The following is a 22,377-nucleotide window of genomic DNA, read 5'->3' as shown; positions in this document are numbered from 1 at the left end:
ACTTGCCTGCTGCGCCAAGTTCCGCACGAAACACCGGTTCAGGCGGCCATCAGCCGCTTCACCTGCCTCATATCGGCCAAAAACCGGTCCCTCTCCGCCTCCTTCTCCGCTGGTTCATGGATGCGCAGGATGAAGGACGGGTGGATGGTGATGAAGACCCGCAAGCCGTCCTCGCGTTCGATGACCTGGCCGCGCATTTTTGTCACCGGGATCGCCTTGCCGAGCAATGACAGTGCAGCCGTTGCGCCGAGCGCCACGGCAAGCTCCGGCTTGATCAGCGCGAATTCCCTGTCGATCCACCAGCGGCAAGCCTGCACCTCGCCGGCATTCGGCTTGGAATGGATGCGGCGCTTGCCACGTGGCTCGAATTTGAAATGTTTCACCGCATTGGTGACGTAGACTTTCTGGCGATCGACGCCCGCATCGTCCAATATCGAATCGAACACCTTGCCGGCCGGCCCGACGAAAGGTTTGCCGGCGAGGTCCTCCTGGTCGCCGGGCTGTTCGCCGACGAAGATGACCTTGGCCTTATCAGGCCCCTCGCCGAACACGGTCTGCGTGGCGTCGCGCCAGAGCGGGCAGCGGCGGCAGCCTTTCGCGGCCTCGCGCAACCCTGAAATGCTGCTGGCGTCGTCATCTTCCGGCGTCTGCGTTGGTTCACGCTTCGGCCAATGCTTTGCCTGCACCTTGGCGTGATGCGGCGCGGGCGTCGTCGGCATTCTGGCAATCATCTCCTTGGCGGCCTTGTCCGCTCCTGCGATCAGGTCTGGAATGAGCGAGGCCTCGGGAAGGTTCCGCCAATATTTCTTCGGCATCTCCTTCTGCATGGCTTTCACCTTCAGCCGTGCCGGATTGAAGATGTTCTCGAAATAGGTGCGCCACAGCGCCTCGGTATCGTCCTGAGGCGGGGCATCGGCCTTGGCGGCGCCCGGCCCGATCGCCAGCCTTTTGCCATCCCAGTCTGCCGAGGCGTGGGGCGTCAGGATCGTCCAGCGCATGCCGGTGAAGCGCCTGACGAAGAAATCCGCGTTGCGCTCGACGATGAAATGATCGGGCTCGAACCAGGCGACGTAGCGCTCCTCGTCGCCGTCGCCGATCTTCCGGAAGCGGACGAAGGCATGCATCTTGTGGCTGTCGCGCCGCACAGCCTTTTCCATGGCTTCGAGCCGCCTGGTATCGGGATCCGATGCGATCGACAGCAGCTTCGGCTCCGTGCGCAATCGCCAAAGCATCCGGTAAAGAAGGGCGAACCGGCCGGGATCGGAATGGCAGAAGGCGGTTTCGGCACGCGCGATGAAGTCGCGTGGCACGACCAGCTGGGTACCCGCAGGAACGGTCGGCAAGTCTGTCTGGCCCTGTTCCGAGTTGGATACGACATGCCAGCTGATGTCTTCGGGCCGGACCTCGTTCAACGCCAGCCGCCGTGTCGCGTCGCGCCAGCCGGCAAAATCAGTCTCGCTGTCGAGCCGCACACTATACCGGGCCAGGTTGAACTCGGCCGGCCGCATGGTCAAAACAGCGCCAGTTGTTCGCAAGGTTGCACGATCTTGCCGCGCAAGCCCAGCTTGTCGGTGAGCGCTCCGGGTGACCAGCCCTCGGCGATGATGAACGGCCTGAGCTTGGCGATCGACTGGCAAATCCGCCCGACATCCTCGAGCCGCATGCGCCGGTGGCGCCGGGTTTCCAGGATTTTCGCCACCACCTTGGTGCCGAGACCGGGGACCCGCAGCAGCGCTTCGCGGTCGGCGCGGTTGATGTCGACTGGGAACCGCCCCCGGTTGCGCAGTGCCCAGGCGAGCTTTGGATCGATGGTGAGATCGAGCATGCCGTCGCTGGAGCCGGCCAGGATTTCCGGTTGTGAGAAGCCGTAGAACCGCATCAGCCAGTCGGCCTGGTAAAGCCGATGCTCACGCATCAATGGGGGCTTCTGCAAGGGCAGGGACGACGATGAATCCGGGATCGGACTGAAGGCCGAATAATAGACGCGCCGCAGATGATAACTGCCATAGAGCCGGGCGCTGGTATGCAATATGCCGTCGTCGGACGTCTTGTCGGCGCCGACGATCATCTGCGTCGACTGGCCCCCGGGAGCAAAGCGTTCGCGCTTTTTGGTCCGAAGTGTCGGCTCGGCTTTCTCCTCCATCTTCTGGCGCAACTTCGCCATGGAAAGGCGGATCGTTTCCGGCTTCTTTTCCGGTGCCAGCCTCTTCACGCCCTCGTCGGTCGGCAGCTCCACATTGATCGACAGCCGGTCGGCATAGAGGCCGGCCTTCTCGACCAGTTCCGCCGAGCTCTCCGGAATCGTTTTCAGATGGATATAGCCTGAAAATTTCTCTTCCAGCCGCAGCCGCCGCGCCACCTCCACCATCTCGCCCATGGTCTCATCGGGCGAGCGGATGACGCCTGACGACAGGAACAGGCCCTCGATATAGTTGCGCCGGTAGAAATCCATGGTGAGCGTCACCACTTCGTCGATGCTGAAGCGGGCGCGCCGTACATTCGAGGACGAACGGTTGATGCAATAGCTGCAATCGTAGATGCAGAAATTGGTGAGCAGGATTTTCAAGAGTGAAATGCAGCGCCCGTCCGGCGCGTAGGAATGGCAGATACCCATCCCCTCCGTGGAGCCGATGCCGCCGGACGTCAGCGAATCCTTTTTCGCCGAGCCGGAAGAGGCGCAGGAAGCGTCATATTTGGCGGCGTCGGACAGGATCGCAAGTTTTTCACGAACAGGGAGTGCGCTCATGTGTTCATGATATGTTCTGCAGAGGCAGTAGGCTACCTCATTTGATGCAGGCGGCGAAAAAGTGATCGCCGCTCGATCCTCAGCCATCAGACCTCGTGCAGGTAGAGATGATAGTCCAGTTCGCTGACCGTGCGCGCCACGCGCAGATATTCGGATTGCTTGATTGCAACGAAGGTGCGGTGCAGGTCCTCGCCGAGCGCGCCTTTCAGGAAGCTGGAGGCCTTGGCCGCTTCGATCGCCGCGCGCCAGTCCGCCGGCATCGTCGTGCGGGTGACGGCCGCCTCATAGCCGTTTCCAGTCGTTTCGGGACCGGGATCGAGTCCTTCGTCGATACCTTTGATGATGCCTGCGAGTACGGTCGCGGCGATCAGGTAAGGATTGGCGTCGACGCCGGACGGCCGGTGCTCGATGCGCCGGTTCCTGGCGTCGCCAGCCGGCACGCGCAGCGCCACCGAGCGGTTGTTGACGCCCCAGGTCGGCGCCACCGGCGCGTAGGATTGCGAGACGAAACGCCGCCAGGAATTGGCGTGCGGCGCAAACACCAGCATCGATTCGGCCATCGTCTGGATGAGGCCGCCGAGCCCCTGCAGGAGGGGTAGCGACCAGCTCTCGCCTCCGGCCTCGGCAAACACGTTTCGGCCGGCCTTGTCCTGCAGCGAGACATGGAAATGCATGCCCGAGCCGGCATATTTCTCGATCGGCTTGGCCATGAAACAGGCGGTGACGCCATGGCGGCGCGCTTGCGCCCGCACCAGCCGCTTCAGCATGACCAGATCGTCGGCCGCCCGCATCACGTCCTTGCGGTAGTTCAGCGTCAATTCGTATTGGCCGGGCGCATATTCGGAAATAACCGTCTCGGCCGGAATGCCCTGCGCCTTGGCCGCGGCATAGATGTCCGAGAACAGCGGCTCCATGCCGTGCAGATGGTCGACGGAATAGACTTCCGTCTTGCCAGAGACGCGGCCGTCGAGCACGGCACGCGCCGGCTGTACCTTGCCGTCGGCATCGCGCTCGTTGGCCAGGAGAAAAAATTCGAGTTCGAAGGCACCGGCCGGATAAAGGCCCTTGGCCGCGAGGATATCGACCTGTCGTGCCAGCGCCAGCCGCGGATCCGAAGACATTGGTTGGCCATCGAGGTGGTACATCGCCATAAGCACCTGGCCGCGCGGCGGGCTGGTTCCATAAAGCGGAACCAGCGTGCCGGGGATCGGCCAGGCCCTGAGATCGCCGTCGCCGGTGGTCCAGATCAGCCCGGTTTCGTGCACATCCTCGCCGGTGATGTCGAGCCCGAGGATCGAGATCGGCATGTGCCGGCCGCCCTCGAAAATGCTTTTGAGCTCATGCCGGCGCACGATCTTGCCACGGCCGACGCCATTGGCGTCGGTCAGCACGATATCGAAGGCTTCGATCTCGGGATGGGCGTCGAGAAAGGCTTGCGCCTCGGTGGGCGAGGAGCCCGAAGGCGAGGTCACGATGGCATTGTCCATGGCCGCTTGTCTCATGCCGCAAGCTTTGCCGCAACCGTGCCGAAGGCGGTGATCAGCCGGTTCACCTGGGCGCCTGACGTCGCCGGCGAGATCAGCATCATGTTGTGGAAGGGCGCGATCAGCACGCCGCGATTGACCAGCGCTACATGGATGGCGGCTTCCAGTTCCGGCGCGTGCGCGCCTTCCGCCTCCGCGCCGTTGCGCAACGGGCCGGGTGCGCAGATGAACTCGACGCGGGCGCCGACACGGGCCACATGCCAGGGCAGGCGGTAGCGGTCGATCACCCCGGTCAGCCCGGCATCCAGGCGCCGGGCGAGATGATCCATGCGGTCATAATTCTCCGGCGTCATCACCTCCTCGAGCGTGGCGCGCATGGTGGCGAATTGCAGCGGGTTGGCCGACAGTGTCGTGCCCATGCCGGAATAGCCTGGTTCTTTCGTCCGGTTGTAGTCGGCGTAGCGGGAAGCGACCTCCTCGCTCATGCCCCACACACTTGCCGGCACACCGCCGGCGATGGGCTTGCCCAGCACGAAAAAGTCGGGGTCGAGCCCGTATTTCCTGGTGTAGCCGCCGGGACCGGTCGAGATGGTGTGCGTCTCATCGATCAACAGCAGCGTGCCGGTTTCGCGCGTCAGCCTGCGCAGCGCGTCATGGAAGCCGGGATCGGCCAGCACCATGCAGGAATTGGTCAGCACCGGCTCGGCGATGACGCAGGCGACGTCCCGGTCCTTGAGCGCTGTCTCCAGCGCGGCGACATCATTGAACTCGATGACCTTGGCCGTGCGGGTCAGGTCGCGGAACTCGCCCGCGAGGCCAGGCCGGTTGACGGGCTTGCCGTCGATCAGCCGCACCATCGTCTCGTCGACCGAGCCGTGGTAGCAGCCGTTGAAGACCAGGATTTTTTCCCGGCCAGTCACAGCGCGGGCAACGCGCAGCGCGAAGCGGTTGGCGTCGGTCGCGGTGGTCGCGATCTGCCAGAACGGCAGGCCGAAGCGCTGTTGCAGCAACGGCCCTATGGCAAGCGCGTCTTCCGAAGGCAGCATGTAGGTCAGGCCGCGTCCGGCCTGGCGGCGGATGGCGCGCGCCACCGGCGGCGGCGAATGGCCGAACATCGAACCGGTATCGCCAAGGCAGAAATCGTCCAGCCTGTTGCCGTCTATGTCGGTGATGGTGGCACCCCTGGCACTGTCGACCAGGATCGGAAACGGCGTCGGCCAGTCGTTCATCCAATGCATCGGCACGCCGCCGAAGAAACCCGGCAGGCCGTTGCCGACCTTGGCTTGCGATTTCGGCCGCGCCGCGCGGAAGGCCGCGCCCTCGGTTTCGCGCAATTGCGCGATGCGATCCCGGCTGATGCCACCGATGGACGTCGTTGAACTGTCGCTGCTGTGCATGGAAACCCCTCTGGCCAATTCCTCTTGGCCAATCTCCAACCCTCTTAGCCAATCCTCATCCGCAACCGCAATTGGCCGCGTGTCTGTTCTGCATTGGCTCAGCGTCTGGCAGTGCTGCTTGACCGTGCTGTCGAAGTCAGCGCCAATGTGAGCGGGAATTGGCATGGGGGCCAAGGATGCGGACGATCATCTGTGTGGCAATGCTTCTGGCGTCGGCCGTCCCGTCCCTCGCCTCGGGCGGCATCTGGTGCAACGTCGACGATCCGGCGGTGACAATCGACGTCGGCGCCGGCGTCACCAGGGGCATGGGCGGCCCGACCTTCAATTTTCGCGGCGATCTCGAAATCAAGGCGAGGCCGCTTGGCGATCATCTGCGCAAGACTGCGTTCGAGGATTCCAACCTGACCCAGTACTGGCTGGACGACAAGGAGCTGCGTCTGAACATCTACCACGAGCACGAGGTGGCGGACACCTTCGATTCAGTCGAACTGACGATCCTGACCAAGGCCAGCGACGAAGGCATCTATGACGGGCAGTACACGCTTGCCGTCTATGACAGCACCGCCGACAAGGACAAGGATGGCAAGACCACGGAGTTGACCGGCAAGGTTTCCTGCGGCGCCGAGTGACCGCCGATGTGAACTATGCCGTGATGTCGATGACGCCGCAGTCGCCAGCGGCACTGCCGAAGGCGATGCGCCGTTCTTCCCTGTCCCACATCATCGAGGTGATGGCGCCCTTGCCTTGCCGGCGCAACAAAACTTCCTTGGCATCGGCGAAACGGGCGGCGATCACCATGCCGTCGTCATAACCGATCGCCACGACATCCTGGGTCGGATGGCAGGCGACGCAGGTCACCATCGTATTGCCGCGTGTGCCGAGTTCCAGCGGCGCCTTGCCCATCGGCCCGTCCTTGCCGGAAAACGGCCAGACGATCGCCGCCGGTGCTCCGGAACTCGCAAGCCATTTGCCTTTGATGCTCCATGACAGGCTTTTGACCTTGCCGGGATAGCCGGTCATGCGCATGTGCTTGCCGTCGGCCAGCTTCCAGCCATGCAGGGCATTCTCCTGCATCGTTGTGACGAGGAAGGCGCCATCGGGCGAGAAGGTGATGCCGGTGTGGGCGCCGGCCCATTCGAGCTCAACCGGCTTGCCCTCGGCGGCCGGAAAATGCAGCGTCGCGCCATTGTAGCGGGCGACACCGAAGCGCATGCCCTTGGGCGAAAACGCCAGACCCTCGACCGAACGCGGATGGGCGAATTCCCTGGTCTTGCCATCGGCGAAGCGCACGAAGGCGGTCTTGCCCGTGGCATAGGCGATGGCGCCCTGCGGCCCGGCGGCGACGCTGGTGATCCACTTTTTTCCGGCGCTGGCCAATTCCCCGACATTGCCGCCCGCGGCAACGGAAAACACCTTGCCGTCCTCGCCGCCGGTGATCAGCCGATCGTTCGCCGCATCGTGGAAGGTGGCGAGCAACCCGTCATTGGCCTGCGTCGTCTTGTGGCCGTTGTCGAGCCGATGGATGGCGCCATCGGCGAGCGCGAAATGCGGCACGTCGCCAAGGAAGACGGCGGCGAGGCAATGGCCTTCGAGATCGAGGGGGGCGACTGTGGGCATGACTATCTTTGTTTCAATGAAAGTGCAGAGGGCGGCTTACTCGACGTTTGCACGTCCGGCAACCATGAGGTCGCGAAGTCGGAACAATAGGCTCTCTCCAATCGCCAATGATGGCGCTGCCCCTCATTGTCCTGCCGGACATTTCTCCCCGTATAGTGACGGGGAGAAAGACGCTGTCGCGGGTGGTTTCGCCAATCCCCAACGCTGGAGAATAGGTGCCGGCAGGCGGATGAGGGGCGGCGCCGGCCGTTGGAGGATACCAGCATTGGCGTCGAACTGTTGCTACCGGTTATTCGGCAACGCTTTGATCGCCCTAAGCAGCTTCGCTAATGCCCTGTCCTCGTGTCAATGAGTTTCGACATCCCTGCCCTTGGCCAATGCTCAAGCCGCCTGGCAGGCATCAAAGCTCTTCTTCAGCCGCTCGGCGTCCAGTTCGCGGCCGATGAAGACCAGCCGGCTCTCATGCTTCTCGCCATCCTTCCAGGCGCGCTGGTGGTCGCCTTCGATGATCATGTGCACGCCCTGGATGACATAGCGCTCGTCATCGCCCTTGAGCGCGATGATGCCTTTCAGCCGCAGGATGTTCGGACCTTCCATCTGGGTGATCTTCTCGATCCATGGGAAGAATTTCTTCGGGTCCATCTCGCCGCCGCGCAACGACACCGACTGCACCGTCACGTCATGGATGTCGGAAGGGTGCGCGTGGTCATGGTGATGATGGTCGTGCCCGTCATGGTCATGATGATCGTGGTCATGGTCGTGGTCATGATGGTGGTCGTCATGCGCCTCGAGGAAATGCGGATCGTTTTCCAGCGCCCGGGACAGGTCGAAGGCGCCGCGGTCGAGCACTTCCGACAAGGCGACGCCGGCGCGCGTTGTGCGGTGGATCCTGGCCGCCGGGTTGATGGCGCGGATCGTCGCCTCGACCTTGGCGAGTTCTTCCGGGGTGACAAGGTCGGTCTTGTTGAGCACGACGACGTCAGCAAAGGCGATCTGGTCCTCGGCCTCCTTGGAATCCTTGAGCCTGAGCGGCAGATGCTTGGCGTCGACCAGGGCCACCACGGCGTCGAGCTTGGTCTTGGAGCGCACGTCGTCGTCCATGAAGAAGGTCTGTGCCACCGGCACCGGATCGGCGAGACCCGTGGTCTCGACCACGATGGCGTCGAAGCGGCCGGGGCGGCGCATCAGGCCTTCAACGACGCGGATCAGGTCGCCACGCACCGTGCAGCAGACACAGCCATTGTTCATCTCGTAGATTTCCTCGTCGGATTCCACGATCAGGTCGTTGTCGATGCCGATTTCGCCGAATTCATTGACGATGACGGCGTAGCGCCTGCCATGGTTCTCCGACAGGATGCGGTTGAGCAGCGTCGTCTTGCCGGCACCGAGATAGCCGGTGAGAACGGTTACGGGGATCTGTGTCTGTGCGTCGCTCATGACTTGCCTCGAAGTGACCGGGCCTTGAAAATCCAGGCCGTGAAAAGGGATTGTCGGTCCCATATAGGGTGTGTTCCGGGCTTTTGCACGGGGCAAACCAATGGGCCAAAGCGGCCGGCCGGGAGTATCCATGTGGTTATTGTTGGGGGAAAGCTCCGCGCTCGGCGATGCTGAAAGCCAGGAACGACAAAGGAGGCGTCTTGGCAGGTGCTGTCAATGTAACGTCGTGCCTGGGACGCGGCCGCTGTGAATCCGGTATTTCGGAAACTCGTTTGTCATCTAACTGAAATAAACATCTGGCATCACCACGGCGGACACCGCAATGCTTGCCGGCAAAGCTGTTTGGAGCGCCGGAATCTTTTTGATCGTCGATTGCCAACCGGCCGGCTGCGTCTATGCTCCACGCACCGGTACGGCCGAAGAGGGATGACCATGGCCAAGGCGGACAAGACTGCAACAATGAGCCGGCTGCATTCGGCGGCGAGGCTGGCAAGAACCGCGTTGGCTGCCCGGCTTCTGGCGCACGGCTTCTATGCCGGCCAGGACCAGATCATGCTGGCGCTCGACCGCGAGGATGGCCAGACGCCGGGTAATCTTGCCGGTCGCCTTGGCGTGCGCCCGCCGACCATCACCAAGACCATCAACCGGCTGCAGGCGCAGGGTTTTCTGGAAAAACGCGCATCGGAAGCCGATGCCCGCCAGGCGCACATCTTTCTCACCGACACCGGCCGAGAAACCATCCGCGCCATCGAGAAGTCGGTGAAGAAGACTGAAAAGCAGGCGCTGAAGGGCCTCGACAAGAAGGATCAGAAGGCGCTGTTCAAGCTGCTTGCCCGCATCGAGGCCAACCTCTCCAACGAGGAATTGGTGCTGATCGACGACGACGCCGAGTCGGACGACTGATCGCAACGGTCAGGCCGCCGCCGGGGCAGAGTCCCGGCTCAGCGAGGACCAGCGTCCCGGCGTCATGCCGAACGCCTTCTTGAATTGCCTGTTGAAGTGGCTCTGGTCGGTGAAGCCGGCCTCGACGGCAATCTGCGCCAAGGGTTCGCCGGCAATGATCATCCGCCGCGCGCGCTGAAGCCGGCGCATCACCAGGAAACGATGCGGGCTGGTCGAGAAAGCGGCGCGGAAATGCCGCGACAGGGCATAGCGGTCCAGCCCGGTGATGGCTTCCAGTTCGCCGGAACGCACGGGGCGCGTGACGTTCTCCGTGAGATAGTCCCGCGCCAGTGCGGCGGCCCGCCAGGCCGTCCTGGCCATCGGCTTCGCCGGCTGGCCGGCATGCCGCGCCAGGCTCTGCATCAATTGCGTCAGGAAGTCGTCGACAAACAGCTCGTCGAGTTCCTGTTGCAGCGGCCCCAGTGCCGAGAGCAACGTTGCGCAGAAGGCGTCGTCGCTCACGACGGCCTCCCCGAGGAAGGGCAGGGACGCGCCGCCAAGGCAATCCAGCATCAGCGACGGCTCGAGATAGAGCATCCTGTAGCGCAGCCCGTCCTCGGTGCCGGCGCCGCCATCATGCATTTCGTCGGGATGCAGCACGATGATCTGGCCGGGCAGGCTTTGCCGCGCCGCGCCGCGATAGCGAAAGGTCTGCACACCCTGCAGCGTCACCCCGATCGCGTAGGTGTCATGGCGATGCAGGTCGAAGGCACTGCCGTGGAACCGCGCCTCGATCCGCTCCATCCCCGCGGGGTCGGAAGCGGAAATGATGCAGTTCTCAGCCGCATCGGCGCACAAACGTCCAAGACCCTCGAAGGCTTGGCGGTCTAGTTCCAACGCATCGTCTCCTTCAGCCTCGCGGTGGGGGCTCAACCTCGAATGGTCCATTTTCTCATGTTCGATACGAAATTTGCAATCGTCCTGCGGGAAGACCTGCCCGTCTGGCAGAAACTCAACGTCACCGCCTTCCTGGCCAGCGGCATCGTCGCGCAGTTTCCCGACATCATCGGCGAGCCCTATCGCGACCGCGCCGGCAATCTCTACAACCCCCTGTCGATACAGCCGGTCATCGTGCTGTCGGCCGACCAGGCGACGATAAGCGCGATCCAACGGCGCGCGCTGGAACGCGGCGCGACGACGTCGCTCTATGTCGAGGAGATGTTCTCGACCGGATTCGATGCCGCCAACCGCGCCGTCTTCGCCGAGTTCGCGCCCGAGGACGCCAAGGTGGTCGGCGTCGCGCTGCGCGCCGACAAGAAGCTCGTCGACAAGATCACCAAGGGCGCCCGCATGCACGCATAGCAGGGGAAGGCTGAACTGAGCCTGCCGGCTTCTGTTGTTGTGCCAGCCGGTTTTGGCGCGGCGGCGGGCGACAATTGGCTTGCCGGCAAGCCACAATTCCCGCAAAGGTGGGTTCCAGCCCAGCTTTTCCCCGGCCTGCAAGTGAGTGCTTCCCAGAGATATGTCGAAAGCGCGACGCCGCCGGTGGCGATCCTGTGCATGCTTGCCACCTATGTCTTCTTCACCTTCCTCGACACCTCAAGCAAATATCTCGTCCTGGCCGGCGTTTCCGCGCTGATCGTCGCCTGGGTGCGCTTTGCCGTGCATGTCGTGCTGGTCGGCGCACTGCTGCGCGGCTGGCGGCAACCCATGCGGTTTCGTCCGGTCAACCTGCCGGCGCATGTGCTGCGCGGCGTGTTCCTGTTCGGCTCGACCATGTGCAACATCCTGGCGCTCCGCTCCCTGCAACTGGCCGAGACGACGTCGATCTATTTCTTCGGGCCAATGGTGATCACCGCACTTGCCGGCCCGCTGCTTGGCGAATGGGCAGGCTGGCGGCGCTGGCTGGCCATCCTCGCCGCCTTCGCCGGAGTTCTGATCATCACAAGGCCGGGTGTCGGCGTCTTCGGTATCGGGCATCTCTTCGCGCTCGGCTCGATGCTGTCGAACAGCTTCTATGTCATCATGACGCGCCGCATGTCGGCGACCGAGACGTCGGAAAGCCTGATCCTGTTCTCGGCGCTGGCGCCGGCGGTGCTGCTTTTGCCCATGCTGCCGTTCTCATTCTCGCTGCCGCATGATGGCTGGCATTGGTTCGTCCTGCTCATGCTTGGCGTGTTCGGCGGCGTCGGGCACTGGCTGCTGGTGCAGGCCTATCGGCTGGCGACGACCACGGCGCTCGCCCCCTATCCCTACTCGCAGATGGTGTGGATGATCATTTCCGGCTGGATCGTCTTCAAGCAGTTTCCCGACCGCTGGACGCTGGTCGGCGCGGCCATCATCGTTGCCAGCGGCCTCTACATCGTCCATCGCGAGCACCGGCTCCGGCTGCGGAGCCGCGCGGCCTCCGATGTCGAGGCGGAAGCGCTGGCAAAAAAACTTTGATTTGCTCCCGATCGGTGGCATAACGCCGCCTTTAAACAGTTTAGGTCGCAATTCGGGTCGTTCGGGGAGCGCAAGGCGCTGGCACAAAAAATCAAGCTTTCGACGATCGCCGATGCACTCGGCGTGTCCACGGCCACCGTGTCCCTGGCGCTGCGCGACAGCCCGCTGGTTGCCGGCTCAACGCGCGACCGCATCAAGGAACATGCGCGCGCCATCGGTTATATCTACAACCGCCGCGCCGCCAGCCTGCGCACCTCGCGCTCGGGCATTGTCGGTGTCGTCGTGCACGACATCATGAACCCGTTCTTCGCCGAGATATTGCGCTCGATCGAAAGCGAACTCGACCGCAGCCGGCAGACCTTCATCCTGTCCAATCACTACGACCAGCTCGAGAAGCAGCGCACCTTCATCGATACGCTGCTGCAGCTTGGCGCCGACGGCGTCATCATGTCGCCGGCCATCGGCACGCCTGCTTCCGACATCCTGATGGCCGAGGAGAACGGCCTGCCGGCGGTGCTGATCGCGCGCACCGTCGAGGGCGCCGACGTGCCGGTCTTTCGCGGCGACGACGCCTATGGCACCGGGCTTGCCACCAACCATCTGATCTCGCTCGGCCACAAGCGCATCGCCATGATCGGCGGCACCGACCAGACCTCGACCGGCCGCGACCGCTACCAGGGCTATGTCAATGCCATGGAAGCGGCCGGGCTCGAGGTCAGGCCGTCCTGGCGCATCGCCGGCCCGCGCACCAAGCAGGCCGGCTTCGAGGCGGCCGGACAATTCCTGGCGCTGAAGGACAGGCCGACCGCCGCCTGCTGCTGGAACGATCTCGTCGCTATCGGCCTGATGAACGGCATCGCCCGTGCCGGTCTGGTGCCGGGCATCGACATCTCCGTCACCGGCTATGACGATCTGGAGGAGGCTGCGATCGCCACGCCGGCGCTGACCACCGTCTGGAACGGCCAGCGCGAGGTCGGTCGTCGCGCCGCCAGCGCGCTGCTCGACAAGCTCAACGGACAGACGGTGCGGCCCTCGCAGGAATTGATCAAGCCGGAGCTGCATGTGCGCCAGTCGACCGGCAGACCGGTGGAGCGGACATGACCAGGGCCGACCAACTGCAGGCCGTTGCCATCCTGGTACCGGCGGACTTCAGCGACCATGCCGTCCGACGTATCGACCGTACCTTCAAACAGGTGAGGATCGAGCGCGCCGATCCGGCGCTGGTCACCGAGGAGATGCGCCGAACGGTGCGTGGCATTGCCTCCTTTGCCGGCATCAGCGCGGCGATGATGGACGCGCTGCCCAATCTCGAGCTCATCGCTTCCTTCGGCGTCGGCTATGACTCGGTAGATGTCGCCCATGCGGCGGCCAAGAACATCATGGTCACCAACACGCCCGACGTCCTGACCGAGGAGGTCGCCGACACCGCGATCGGGCTGCTGATCAACACGATCCGTGACCTGCCGCGCGCGGAAAACTGGCTGCGTGATGGCAGTTGGGTTCGCAAGGGCAACTATCCGCTGAGCCGGCTGACCTTGCGCGCGCGCCGCGTCGGCATTTTCGGCATGGGCCGCATCGGACGGGCCATAGCCCGGCGGCTGGAGGCGTTCGGACTGCCGGTCGCCTACCACAACCGGCTTCGTGTCGAAGGCCTTTCCTACCAATACCACCCGACTCTGAAAGGCCTTGCCGAAGCGGTCGACACGCTGATTTCGGTGGCGCCCGGCGGTGCTTCGACGCAGAAGGCGGTCAATGCCGAGATCCTGTCGGCGCTTGGCGCCAACGGTGTCTTCGTCAACATCGGCCGCGGCAGCACGGTCGATGAGGCTGCACTGGCGGCGGCCCTTGCCGACGGCACCATTGCTGCAGCCGGGCTCGATGTCTTCGCCGACGAACCGAACGTGCCCAAGGCGCTGCTCGACGCCCCCAACACCTCTCTTTTGCCGCATGTCGGCTCGGCCTCGGAGCACACGCGCCGCGCCATGGCCGATCTGTGCGTCGACAATCTGGTTTCCTGGTTCACCGAACGCCGGGCGCTGACACCGGTGCCGGAGACGGCGCATGTCAAGGATCGCGGCTGAGTGGCAGTTTGCCACACTTATTAACGACAGCTTAACCCTTTGAATTCATTGTTTATCCCGTACGCAAGAATGGATGAATGATGATGAAAGCGCTTTCCGTCTTGATCGCTGCCGCCGCGCTGTTTGGCGGCGTTCAGATGTTTCAAGGCGGCGGTGAAAGCGTTGCCGAAGAAGCCGTGCCATCCAACACCTACAAACTGGTCGCCAATGGCGACGAGGGGGCCTGCGCGGTGACGCGCGGAGCCGCGATTTCGGATGGGCTGTCGTTGTTGACGGTGGCTCCAAATTGCCGCCGGCTCTTGCCGGGCATCGAGCGGGCGAAATTCTGGCGCGACCAGAACGACGGCACGGTCGCCTTCAGCGCTAACGGCATCGATCCGATTGTCGCTTTCAGCGTTGCCGATGGGGACGGCTACGAATCCTACGCGCCCACGCTGCCGCTGCTGTCATTGGCGGTCGACGGTCACTAGCCGGCCAAGGCGTGGTCTTTTTGCAACTTCAGATAGGAAAACATCCATGGGATACCCGGCCGTATTGCGCCGGAACCGAAGCAGTTTAGACTACAACACAGCTTCGGGGTGCTCCTATGAAATCGATTCTGCTCGCTTCAGCCATTCTTGCCGCCCTTCCGGGCAGCGCTTTTGCCGCGGATGCGCTGTCCTCCGGTCCGGCAGTCTATGAATGGAGCGGCCCCTATGTCGGCGTCCAACTGGGCTATGGCTGGGGCGATGTCGATAGCCACGATTCCCAGATAGGCAACGGCTTTTCGGACTGGGCTGACTCGTGGAGCTCCAACGGCGTGCTCGGCGGTATCCATCTTGGCTACAACCAGGCTTACGGTTCGTTCGTTCTTGGCGCTGAAGGCGACATCGAAGCCTCGGGAATGAGTGGCTCCGTCGATTCCGAATTTGCCGGCAATATCAAGACCAAGATCGACGTCCAAGGTTCTTTGCGGGCACGCCTTGGCTATGCGATGGGGCCGGCCCTGTTGTACGCGACTGGCGGTCTCGCGGTTGCTCACTTCAAGACCAAGTACGACGATGGTGGAACGACTGACGACTCGTCCAATACCAAAGCTGGGTGGACCGTGGGCGCCGGTCTCGAATATGCATTCACGCAGAACTGGACGACGCGCGTCGAATATCGCTACAGCGATTTCGGCAAATTCACCGACAATCCAGCGACCGACAGCGGCTTCCTGTACCCCACCGAGGTGAAGACTCAAGCTGTCCGCGTCGGCTTCAGCTACAAGTTCTGATATCGATTGAAGGCGGCGACATTGTCGCCGCCTTTTCTACTCCGCCGCGGCCCGTGCGCCAGCCTTTGCCGCCGCATGCAGGCGCACCGCATCACCGAAAGCGCGGAAGATCTTGGCCGAGTTGCTGTCCGATTTGACCCAGTATTCGGGGTGCCACTGGACGCCGACGGCGAAGGCGCGGGCTCCCTTGACCGAAACCGCTTCGACCGTGCCGTCGGTGGCGACTGCCTCGATCTCAAGCCTCGACCCCAACCGGTCGATCGCTTGCCGGTGCAACGAATTGACCTTGATGTCTCCGGCACCGAACACGCCGGCCAGGCAGCTGCCAGGCTTGATCGAAATGGTCTGGTGCATGGCGAAGCGCTCGTCTTGTTTGTCGCTCGCGGGAGCGCGATGGTCGAGCGAACCCTCGCGCTCCTGGATCTCGGTGCCCAGCGTGCCGCCGAGCGCGACGTTCAGCTCCTGGATGCCACGGCAAATTGCGAGCAGCGGCACTCCCCGCTCGATGGCCCGGCGGATCAGCGGCAGCGTGGTGGCGTCGCGCGCCGGATCATAAGGGCCGTTGGCTTCGCTGGCATCGCCACCGTAGAGCGAGGGGTGCACGTTGGATTTCGAGCCGGTGACCATGACGCCGTCGACGGAGGACAAAAGCTCGTCGAAGTCGAGCCTGTCGCCGAACGATGGCACCAGCAGCGGGAACACGCCCGCACCGGTGATTGCTGCTTCGAGATATTGCTGAGGGGCGGCATGCCAGGTGTAGTTGTCGAACTGACGGACGTCGGTCGATATGGCGACGAGCGGCTGCTGCATTTTGGCTCTGGTTTCCATCTGGCAAGGTAGGTCCTGGCTTCAAAATAGGCGATCCGCTGTGGTTTTTCCATGGCAAGTTTCGGCGTGTCGCATGGGCCACCAAATCCCTTGTTAGACTATAGTTGCAGGGTCGCACGGCTTGGTTACCAAATCAGGCCGCCGTGCTGGACTAGGCTTCTTGCCCGTGTATTGTTTCGGCCAACCGATATGGGAAGCCGAGGATTTCCCGAATGTCGGTCTGTTGATCCAAAAGGGAGGAACTGCATGGATCGTCGTTCGTTCATTCGCAAGGCCGGCGTGACCGGTCTCGGCGCCGCGGCGGCGGCAACGCTTGCCGCTCCGGCAATAGCCCAGTCCAATCCCAAGGTTACATGGCGGCTGGCATCGTCCTTCCCGAAATCGCTCGACACCATCTATGGCGGCGCCGAGGTCTTCTCCAAGATGCTGTCGGAAGCCACGGACGGCAATTTCCAGATCCAGGTCTTTGCCGCCGGCGAGCTCGTGCCCGGCCTGCAGGCCGCCGACGCCACCACGGCCGGCACCGTCGAAGCCTGCCACACGGTGGCATATTATTACTGGGGCAAGGACCCGACATGGGCGCTTGGTGCGGCGGTTCCCTTTTCACTCAACGCGCGCGGCATGAATGCCTGGCATTATCATGGCGGCGGCATTGACCTGTTCAACGAGTTTCTCGCCACGCAAGGTCTTTTCGGGCTGCCGGGCGGCAACACCGGCGTGCAGATGGGCGGTTGGTTCCGCAAGGAGATCAACACGGTCGCCGACCTCTCCGGCCTCAAGATGCGCATTGGCGGCTTTGCCGGCAAGGTGGTGCAGAAACTCGGCGTCGTGCCGCAGCAGATCGCTGGCGGCGACATCTACCCGGCGCTGGAAAAAGGCACCATCGACGCCGCCGAATGGGTCGGCCCCTATGACGACGAGAAGCTCGGCTTCTACAAGGTCGCGCCCTACTACTACTATCCCGGCTGGTGGGAAGGTGGTCCGACCGTCCACCTGATGTTCAACAAGGCGAAATACGAAGAGCTTTCGCCGACCTACAAATCGCTGTTGCACACCGCCGCGCAGGCCACGGATGCCGACATGCTGCAGAAATACGACTATGTGAACCCCGCGGCGGTGAAGCGGTTGGTGGCCGGCGGCGCGAAACTGCGTCCGTTCAGCCAGGAAATCATGGCGGCCTGCTTCGAAAAGGCGAACGAGGTCTATGCCGAGATGGAGGCCTCGAACGCGCCGTTCAAGAAGATCTGGGAATCGATCAAGGGCTTCCGCAAGGAGCACTATCTCTGGGCACAGGTGGCCGAGTACAATTACGACACCTTCATGATGGTCCAGCAGCGCAACGGCAAGCTGTAGAACTATCCGGAAAGACCTCGGGCTCGCGCCAGCTAATGGCTGAAGCCTGCGCCGCCCCTCAACCGCCTGCCGGCACCTTCTCCCCGTTTAGTGACGGGGAGAAGGTGGCTGCCGCACCCTTGGCGCATCTTCCTGCAACGTTGGCAACTGGCGAAACCGGCGACGGAGGCGTCCTTCTCCCCGTCGCTATACGGGGAGAAGTGCCCGGCAGGGCGATGAGGGGCAGCGCTAACACTCGTAATTGACAATTTGCGAAGGCAATCGCTTCAGCCGAGGCCTGGCACCACCAGCACCTTGACCTCGCCCGGCGCCGGCGGATTGGCGATCACGTCAGCCGCCTCTTCGAGCGGCACCTGCCTGGAGATCAGCCGCTCGATCTCGATCGCGCCCGACGCGATCAGCTCGGCGGCGCGGCGGTGCGTGTAGGGGTTGAGGAAGGATCCAACCACCTTCAATTCCCTGAACAGCAGGTCGAAGGGCTCGAACTCGGCCTTCATGCCTTGCGGCGTCACGCCGACGACGACGACCGTGCCGCCGGCCCTTGCCAGCCGCATCGATTGCTCGACGGTCTCGCGCACGCCCGCGCATTCCAACACCACGTCGGCGCCGCCCGGCATCAGGCCCGCCGGTCCGGAAATGGCATCGATGACATCTTCGGCGGTGGGGTCGACCGTCGCCGTCGCACCGAGTTCCTCGGCAAGCGCGCGCCGCGAGGCCTGTCTGGTCGACAGGATGATGGTCGTGGCGCCGGCCAGCCTTGCCAATTGCACGGTGAGCAGCCCGATGACGCCGCCGCCCAGCACGATCACCGAACTGCCGGGCTTGATCGCGGCAAGATCGATGCCATGCAGGCAGCAGCCGAGCGGCTCGCAGAATGCGCCATGCGTTGGAGGCAAGTCGGCGGGCAGGATGAAGGCCTGCTTCTGCGGCAGAACGACATACTCGGCAAAGCCGCCATCGCGATGGATGCCGATGGCATTGAGATTGCGGCAGAGATTGACCCGGCCGGCATGGCAATGCGGACATCTCCCGCAGGCGATGTTGGGATCGCCGGTGACGCGGTCGCCGACGGCAAAGCCGGAGACGCCGTTGCCGACCGCCTCGATGATGCCCGAAAATTCATGCCCGGGCGTCACCGGTGGCCGGCAGGGGAATTCGCCATGGAAGAGGTGGCGGTCGGTGCCGCAGACGCCGCAGGCTTCGATCCGCACCAGAAGCTCGTCCGGGCCAGGGACAGGTTTGACGACCTCGCGCAGCGCGATGATGCCCACGGCCTCCAGCCGCACCGCTTTCATGGCATCGTCCCTCTCAATTGAAGCTCGGCGGTTGCGAGAGGTCTGGCGCCGGTGTCGCCGGCTTGGCCGGCGGCGCATCGCCGAAGCTCGGCGGTTGCGACAGGTCTGGCGTGGCGGGCGCGGTCGGTGCGCTGCCGCCACTGGCGGGCGCGCCACCATCCTGCGGGGCGCCGAGCGGCGACAGGCCGGGTACTTCCGGCACCTTGTAGTCGATCGTGCCGGGATCGATCGCCGTGCCCTTGTAGCGCATCACCATTTGCGGGAAGGCGATGGTCAGTCCGATCATCACCACCTGGATCAGGACGAAGGGCACCGCCCCCCAATAGATCTGGCCGGTGGTGACCGGCGCGATCTGCTTGCCGGTGATGCGGTCGAGATAGGGCACGCGCGCGGCGACCGAGCGCAGGTAGAACAGCGCGAAGCCGAAGGGCGGGTGCATGAAGCTGGTCTGCATGTTGACGCCGAGCAGCACGCCGAACCAGATCAGGTCGATGCCGAGCTTGTCGGCGGCGGGCGCCAAGAGCGGCACGATGATGAAGGCCAGTTCGAAGAAGTCGAGGAAGAAGGCCAGGAAGAAGACGAGGATGTTGACGCCGATCAGGAAGCCGACTTCGCCGCCCGGCAGCGAGGTCAGGAGATGCTCGACCCAGATCTGGCCGTTGACGCCGTAGAAGGTCAGCGAGAAGACGCGGGCGCCGATCAGGATGAACAGCACGAAAGACGACAGCCGCGTCGTCGAGGCCAGTGCCTGCTTGATCACGTCCAGCGACAGCCGGCCCTTTGCCGCGGCCATCGCCAGCGCGCCGACCGCGCCCATGGCGCCGCCTTCGGTCGGCGTGGCGATGCCGAGGAAGATGGTGCCCAGAACAAGGAAGATCAGCGCCAGCGGCGGGATCAGCACGACGACGACCTGCTGCGCCAGCCGCGACATCATGTTGATGTTCAACCTTCTGTCGGCGATCGCGACGACATAGATCAGGATCACGCCGACGCAGGCGCCAAGAATGTCGGCATTGTCGCCATGGGTCGGTGCCAGATAGCTGTACGCCGCATAGGAGACGGCTACCGCCGCCGCCAGCGCCACCAGCAGCGAAATCACGCCATGGCCGAGCGTGCGCGCTTCGAGCGGCAGCGCCGGCATCATCTTCGGCCGGAAGATCGACACGATGAGAATGTAGAGTGCGTAGAGACCGGTGAGCACGAGGCCCGGGATCAGCGCACCCGCATACATGTCGCCGACCGAACGGCCGAGCTGGTCGGCCAGAACGATCAGCACCAGCGAGGGCGGGATGATCTGGGCGAGCGTACCGGAGGCGGCGATGACACCGGACGCCAGACGGCGGTCATAGCCATAGCGCAGCATGATCGGCAGCGAGATCAGTCCCATGGCGATGACAGATGCCGCCACCACGCCGGTGGTCGCCGCCAGCAACGCGCCGACGAAGATCACCGCATAGGCGAGGCCGCCGCGGATCGGTCCGAACAGCTGGCCGATCGTGTCGAGCAGGTCCTCGGCCATGCCCGATCGTTCGAGCACGATGCCCATGAAGGTGAAGAACGGAATGGCCAGCAGCGTGTCGTTCGACATCACCCGGCTGCCGTAGAAATTGTCCGGCAACGCATGGAGCAGCGGCCAGGCGAGGTTGATCGCCCCGCCCGAATAGGGCGTCAAAAGCACGCCGATGAAGAAGAACATCAGGCCGTTGGCGGCCAGCGAGAAGGCGACGGGATAGCCGATCAGCATGAACAGGATCAGCGAGGCGAACATGATCGGCGCCATGTTCTGGGCGATGAACTCCATCACGAGCGCACCTCGTCGGCCAGCGCCTTGGCTTCGAGCTCAGCCTGTTCGTGCACGGAAATGAAGGGGTTGGGATCGTCCATGACGCCGCGCATGATGGCGATCTTCTTGATGATTTCGGAAATGCCCTGGAGTGCCAGCAGGAAAAAGCCGACCAGCAGGATCGCCTTGGCCGGCCAGACGATCAGGCCGCCGGCATTGGTCGACATTTCACCGCTGTGGAACGACAGCGACACGTAGGGCACGAAATAGACGACCATCAGCGTCACGAACGGCATCAGGAAGAGGATATGGCCGAGAAGGTCGATCCAGTGCTGCACGCGGCGTGAAAACAGGCCGTAGACGATATCGATGCGGATATGCTCGTTCTGCTTCAGGGTATAGGCGGCCGCCAGCATGAAGGCGGCGCCGAACAGGTACCATTGCAGTTCCAGCCACGCATTCGACGAGGTGTCGAACATCTTGCGGATGACGGCGTTGGCCGCGCTCACCAGGATCGCCAGCAGGATCAGCCAGGATACCGATTTGCCGATGAATTCGTTGAGGCGGTCGATGCCTCGCGACAGAGCGAGCGGCCCTTCCATGCAGTCCTCCCTTGTATACGAGGCGTGCCGGCTCCCCCTTTTTCTGCCGTCACGCCGCGTGGCCCAACGGTATGCCGCGCGTGGCAGGACGGGTCAACACGGATGGCGGCGGCAAAACGGTATCGGATGAAGGGGGGCGCGGGACAAGGGCGGTCTGCCCCGGCGTCATGCAACCAAAGTCTGATGGGCAAGCAAAGTCTGATGGGCTCAGACGACCTTGCCGGTATCGCGGCCGGCGCCGATCAGTATCAGCATGGCCACCAGGAACAGGTACATCCACGCATCGCGCCATTCGACCGGAAAATAGCCGGCCCATAGTGATTCGGCCATGCCGAAGGCGGCCGCGCCCACTGCCGCCCGAGGTGGCGAAAGATAGCCGCCGACCGCTGTCACGAACAGGATCTTCAGGCCGTAGACCAGACCTGAGCCGAAGCTGACATTGCCGTAGTAGAGGCTGGCCATGACGCCGGCCAGCGCGGCGCAGAAGCCGCCGAGCAGCACGGCACGCCGGAACACGCCGCGCACGTCGACGCCGCACAGGGCGGCTGCTCGTGGATCGTCCGAGACAGCGCGCCAGCACCGGCCGAAGTTGGAGTGGGCAAATGCTGAGGTGGCGAGTGCGACCGCCGCCAGCACCACCGCGCAGTCGAGCACCTGGATCAGCGTCAGCGTCGCCTTGAAACCTGAGGTTTCGGCGAAGACGATGGGCTGCGCCAACATTGGCGGCAGCCACAGATCATGCGTGTCGGCGGCGATACGGCTGGCCTCCGAAAGCACGAGCAGGATGCCGAGCGTGGTCACCACGATGGCATTGGGCGAGCGGTCCGCCAGCGGTTCGAAGATGCTGCGCGACAGGACATGGCTGATCAGCGCGGCATAGAGGAACGCCGCGACGACCCCGAACAGCACCGACGCCAGCAGTGTCAGCCACAGAACCTGATAGCCGAAGGCGACGCTCAGGATCATCGCCTGGCCACAGAACGCAAACAGCGCGCCATAGGCGAGGTTGGTGCGGTGCAGGATACCGTTGGTCAGCACGTAGCCGAAGGCGAGCAGCGCATAGAGCGCGCCCGAATGCAGCCCGTTCAGCACCTGCTGGAAAAAATAGAGCATGCTCAACACCAGAAGCGTAACGCCCGGAATGCGCGGTGGTCCGGGACGGCGAAAAT

General features: G+C 63.5%; 21 protein-coding genes. 9 read left to right on the top strand and 12 right to left on the bottom strand.

The features are described 5' to 3' along the window. Window positions 1-38: 38 nt before the first annotated feature. The 4 genes from EB815_RS01795 to EB815_RS01780 all read right to left on the bottom strand — a co-directional run bounded on the left by EB815_RS01795 (window position 39) and on the right by EB815_RS01780 (window position 5,627). A complete protein-coding gene (locus tag EB815_RS01795) occupies window positions 39-1,508 on the bottom strand; it encodes a UdgX family uracil-DNA binding protein (protein ID WP_056569173.1) in 1,470 nt (489 codons plus the stop codon). Window positions 1,509-1,510: 2 nt separating this feature from the next. After that, on the bottom strand, window positions 1,511-2,746 hold the full coding sequence (locus EB815_RS01790) for a putative DNA modification/repair radical SAM protein (RefSeq protein ID WP_056569176.1): 1,236 nt from the start codon (window positions 2,744-2,746) through the stop codon (window positions 1,511-1,513). An 86-nt stretch (window positions 2,747-2,832) separates the two neighbouring features. Then, on the bottom strand, window positions 2,833-4,233 hold the full coding sequence (locus EB815_RS01785) for a glutamine synthetase family protein (protein WP_081294946.1): 1,401 nt from the start codon (window positions 4,231-4,233) through the stop codon (window positions 2,833-2,835). An 11-nt stretch (window positions 4,234-4,244) separates the two neighbouring features. Further along, entirely contained in the window at window positions 4,245-5,627 is a 1,383-nt protein-coding gene (locus tag EB815_RS01780) for an aspartate aminotransferase family protein (RefSeq protein ID WP_056569179.1), read from the bottom strand. A 176-nt stretch (window positions 5,628-5,803) separates the two neighbouring features. Between EB815_RS01780 and EB815_RS01775 the strand changes: the two genes are divergently transcribed. After that, the gene (locus EB815_RS01775; protein ID WP_056569182.1) at window positions 5,804-6,256 is read left to right on the top strand and encodes a hypothetical protein; all 453 of its coding nucleotides are present in this window, start codon (window positions 5,804-5,806) and stop codon (window positions 6,254-6,256) included. A gap of 13 nt (window positions 6,257-6,269) precedes the next feature. On the opposite strand, the gene EB815_RS01770 is transcribed toward EB815_RS01775, so the two are convergent. Together EB815_RS01770 and EB815_RS01765 are read right to left on the bottom strand one after the other, a co-directional pair. Continuing rightward, window positions 6,270-7,244: a WD40 repeat domain-containing protein gene (locus EB815_RS01770; RefSeq protein WP_056569186.1), complete on the bottom strand. Its 975-nt coding sequence runs from the start codon at window positions 7,242-7,244 to the stop codon at window positions 6,270-6,272. Window positions 7,245-7,625: 381 nt separating this feature from the next. Beyond that, window positions 7,626-8,681 (bottom strand): CobW family GTP-binding protein, encoded by a 1,056-nt coding sequence (locus tag EB815_RS01765; RefSeq protein WP_056569189.1) that lies wholly within the window; start codon window positions 8,679-8,681, stop codon window positions 7,626-7,628. 432 nt (window positions 8,682-9,113) lie between these two features. On the opposite strand from EB815_RS01765, the gene EB815_RS01760 reads away from it, so the two are divergent. Continuing rightward, window positions 9,114-9,584, top strand: coding sequence for a MarR family winged helix-turn-helix transcriptional regulator (locus EB815_RS01760; protein WP_056569192.1), 471 nt, complete (start codon window positions 9,114-9,116; stop codon window positions 9,582-9,584). A 9-nt stretch (window positions 9,585-9,593) separates the two neighbouring features. Here EB815_RS01760 and EB815_RS01755 read toward each other — a convergent pair whose 3' ends face one another. Then, complete coding sequence (locus EB815_RS01755; protein WP_056569195.1) at window positions 9,594-10,511, bottom strand: AraC family transcriptional regulator; 918 nt, start codon at window positions 10,509-10,511, stop codon at window positions 9,594-9,596. A gap of 6 nt (window positions 10,512-10,517) precedes the next feature. Here EB815_RS01755 and EB815_RS01750 point away from each other — a divergent pair, with 6 nt between their 5' ends. From EB815_RS01750 to EB815_RS01725, 6 genes are all read left to right on the top strand, one after another. Then, the gene (locus tag EB815_RS01750; RefSeq protein WP_056570333.1) at window positions 10,518-10,925 is read left to right on the top strand and encodes a DUF2000 family protein; all 408 of its coding nucleotides are present in this window, start codon (window positions 10,518-10,520) and stop codon (window positions 10,923-10,925) included. A 141-nt stretch (window positions 10,926-11,066) separates the two neighbouring features. Then, window positions 11,067-12,008 carry a DMT family transporter gene (locus tag EB815_RS01745; RefSeq protein WP_081295048.1) on the top strand — a complete coding sequence of 314 codons (942 nt, stop codon included), beginning with the start codon at window positions 11,067-11,069 and terminating at the stop codon, window positions 12,006-12,008. A 123-nt stretch (window positions 12,009-12,131) separates the two neighbouring features. Continuing rightward, a complete protein-coding gene (locus EB815_RS01740) occupies window positions 12,132-13,109 on the top strand; it encodes a LacI family DNA-binding transcriptional regulator (protein ID WP_056569199.1) in 978 nt (325 codons plus the stop codon). After that, window positions 13,106-14,089, top strand: a complete 984-nt coding sequence (locus EB815_RS01735; RefSeq protein WP_056569202.1) for a 2-hydroxyacid dehydrogenase — start codon at window positions 13,106-13,108, stop codon at window positions 14,087-14,089. The genes EB815_RS01740 and EB815_RS01735 overlap by 4 nt, the downstream gene beginning before the upstream one ends. Window positions 14,090-14,172: 83 nt before the next feature. Continuing rightward, window positions 14,173-14,559 carry a hypothetical protein gene (locus tag EB815_RS01730; RefSeq protein ID WP_056570337.1) on the top strand — a complete coding sequence of 129 codons (387 nt, stop codon included), beginning with the start codon at window positions 14,173-14,175 and terminating at the stop codon, window positions 14,557-14,559. 116 nt (window positions 14,560-14,675) lie between these two features. Beyond that, the gene (locus EB815_RS01725; RefSeq protein ID WP_056569204.1) at window positions 14,676-15,347 is read left to right on the top strand and encodes an outer membrane protein; all 672 of its coding nucleotides are present in this window, start codon (window positions 14,676-14,678) and stop codon (window positions 15,345-15,347) included. 36 nt (window positions 15,348-15,383) lie between these two features. Here the strand turns inward: EB815_RS01725 and EB815_RS01720 are convergent, their stop codons facing one another. Next, window positions 15,384-16,157 carry a gamma-glutamyl-gamma-aminobutyrate hydrolase family protein gene (locus EB815_RS01720; RefSeq protein ID WP_056570339.1) on the bottom strand — a complete coding sequence of 258 codons (774 nt, stop codon included), beginning with the start codon at window positions 16,155-16,157 and terminating at the stop codon, window positions 15,384-15,386. 264 nt (window positions 16,158-16,421) lie between these two features. On the opposite strand from EB815_RS01720, the gene EB815_RS01715 reads away from it, so the two are divergent. Further along, window positions 16,422-17,528 (top strand): TRAP transporter substrate-binding protein, encoded by a 1,107-nt coding sequence (locus EB815_RS01715; RefSeq protein WP_056569207.1) that lies wholly within the window; start codon window positions 16,422-16,424, stop codon window positions 17,526-17,528. 266 nt (window positions 17,529-17,794) lie between these two features. On the opposite strand, the gene EB815_RS01710 is transcribed toward EB815_RS01715, so the two are convergent. From EB815_RS01710 to EB815_RS01695, 4 genes are all read right to left on the bottom strand, one after another. Further along, entirely contained in the window at window positions 17,795-18,823 is a 1,029-nt protein-coding gene (locus EB815_RS01710; RefSeq protein WP_056569210.1) for a zinc-dependent alcohol dehydrogenase family protein, read from the bottom strand. Window positions 18,824-18,836: 13 nt separating this feature from the next. Next, window positions 18,837-20,624, bottom strand: a complete 1,788-nt coding sequence (locus tag EB815_RS01705; RefSeq protein WP_056569213.1) for a TRAP transporter large permease — start codon at window positions 20,622-20,624, stop codon at window positions 18,837-18,839. Continuing rightward, window positions 20,624-21,208 (bottom strand): TRAP transporter small permease subunit, encoded by a 585-nt coding sequence (locus EB815_RS01700; protein WP_056569216.1) that lies wholly within the window; start codon window positions 21,206-21,208, stop codon window positions 20,624-20,626. Before EB815_RS01700 ends, EB815_RS01705 begins: the two co-directional genes overlap by 1 nt. Window positions 21,209-21,415: 207 nt before the next feature. After that, complete coding sequence (locus tag EB815_RS01695) at window positions 21,416-22,321, bottom strand: branched-chain amino acid ABC transporter permease (RefSeq protein ID WP_056569219.1); 906 nt, start codon at window positions 22,319-22,321, stop codon at window positions 21,416-21,418. Window positions 22,322-22,377 lie beyond the last annotated feature (56 nt).

The organism is Mesorhizobium loti (assembly GCF_013170705.1).
GTDB lineage: Bacteria > Pseudomonadota > Alphaproteobacteria > Rhizobiales > Rhizobiaceae > Mesorhizobium > Mesorhizobium loti_D.
This window is presented reverse-complemented; position numbering and strand designations above follow the sequence as displayed.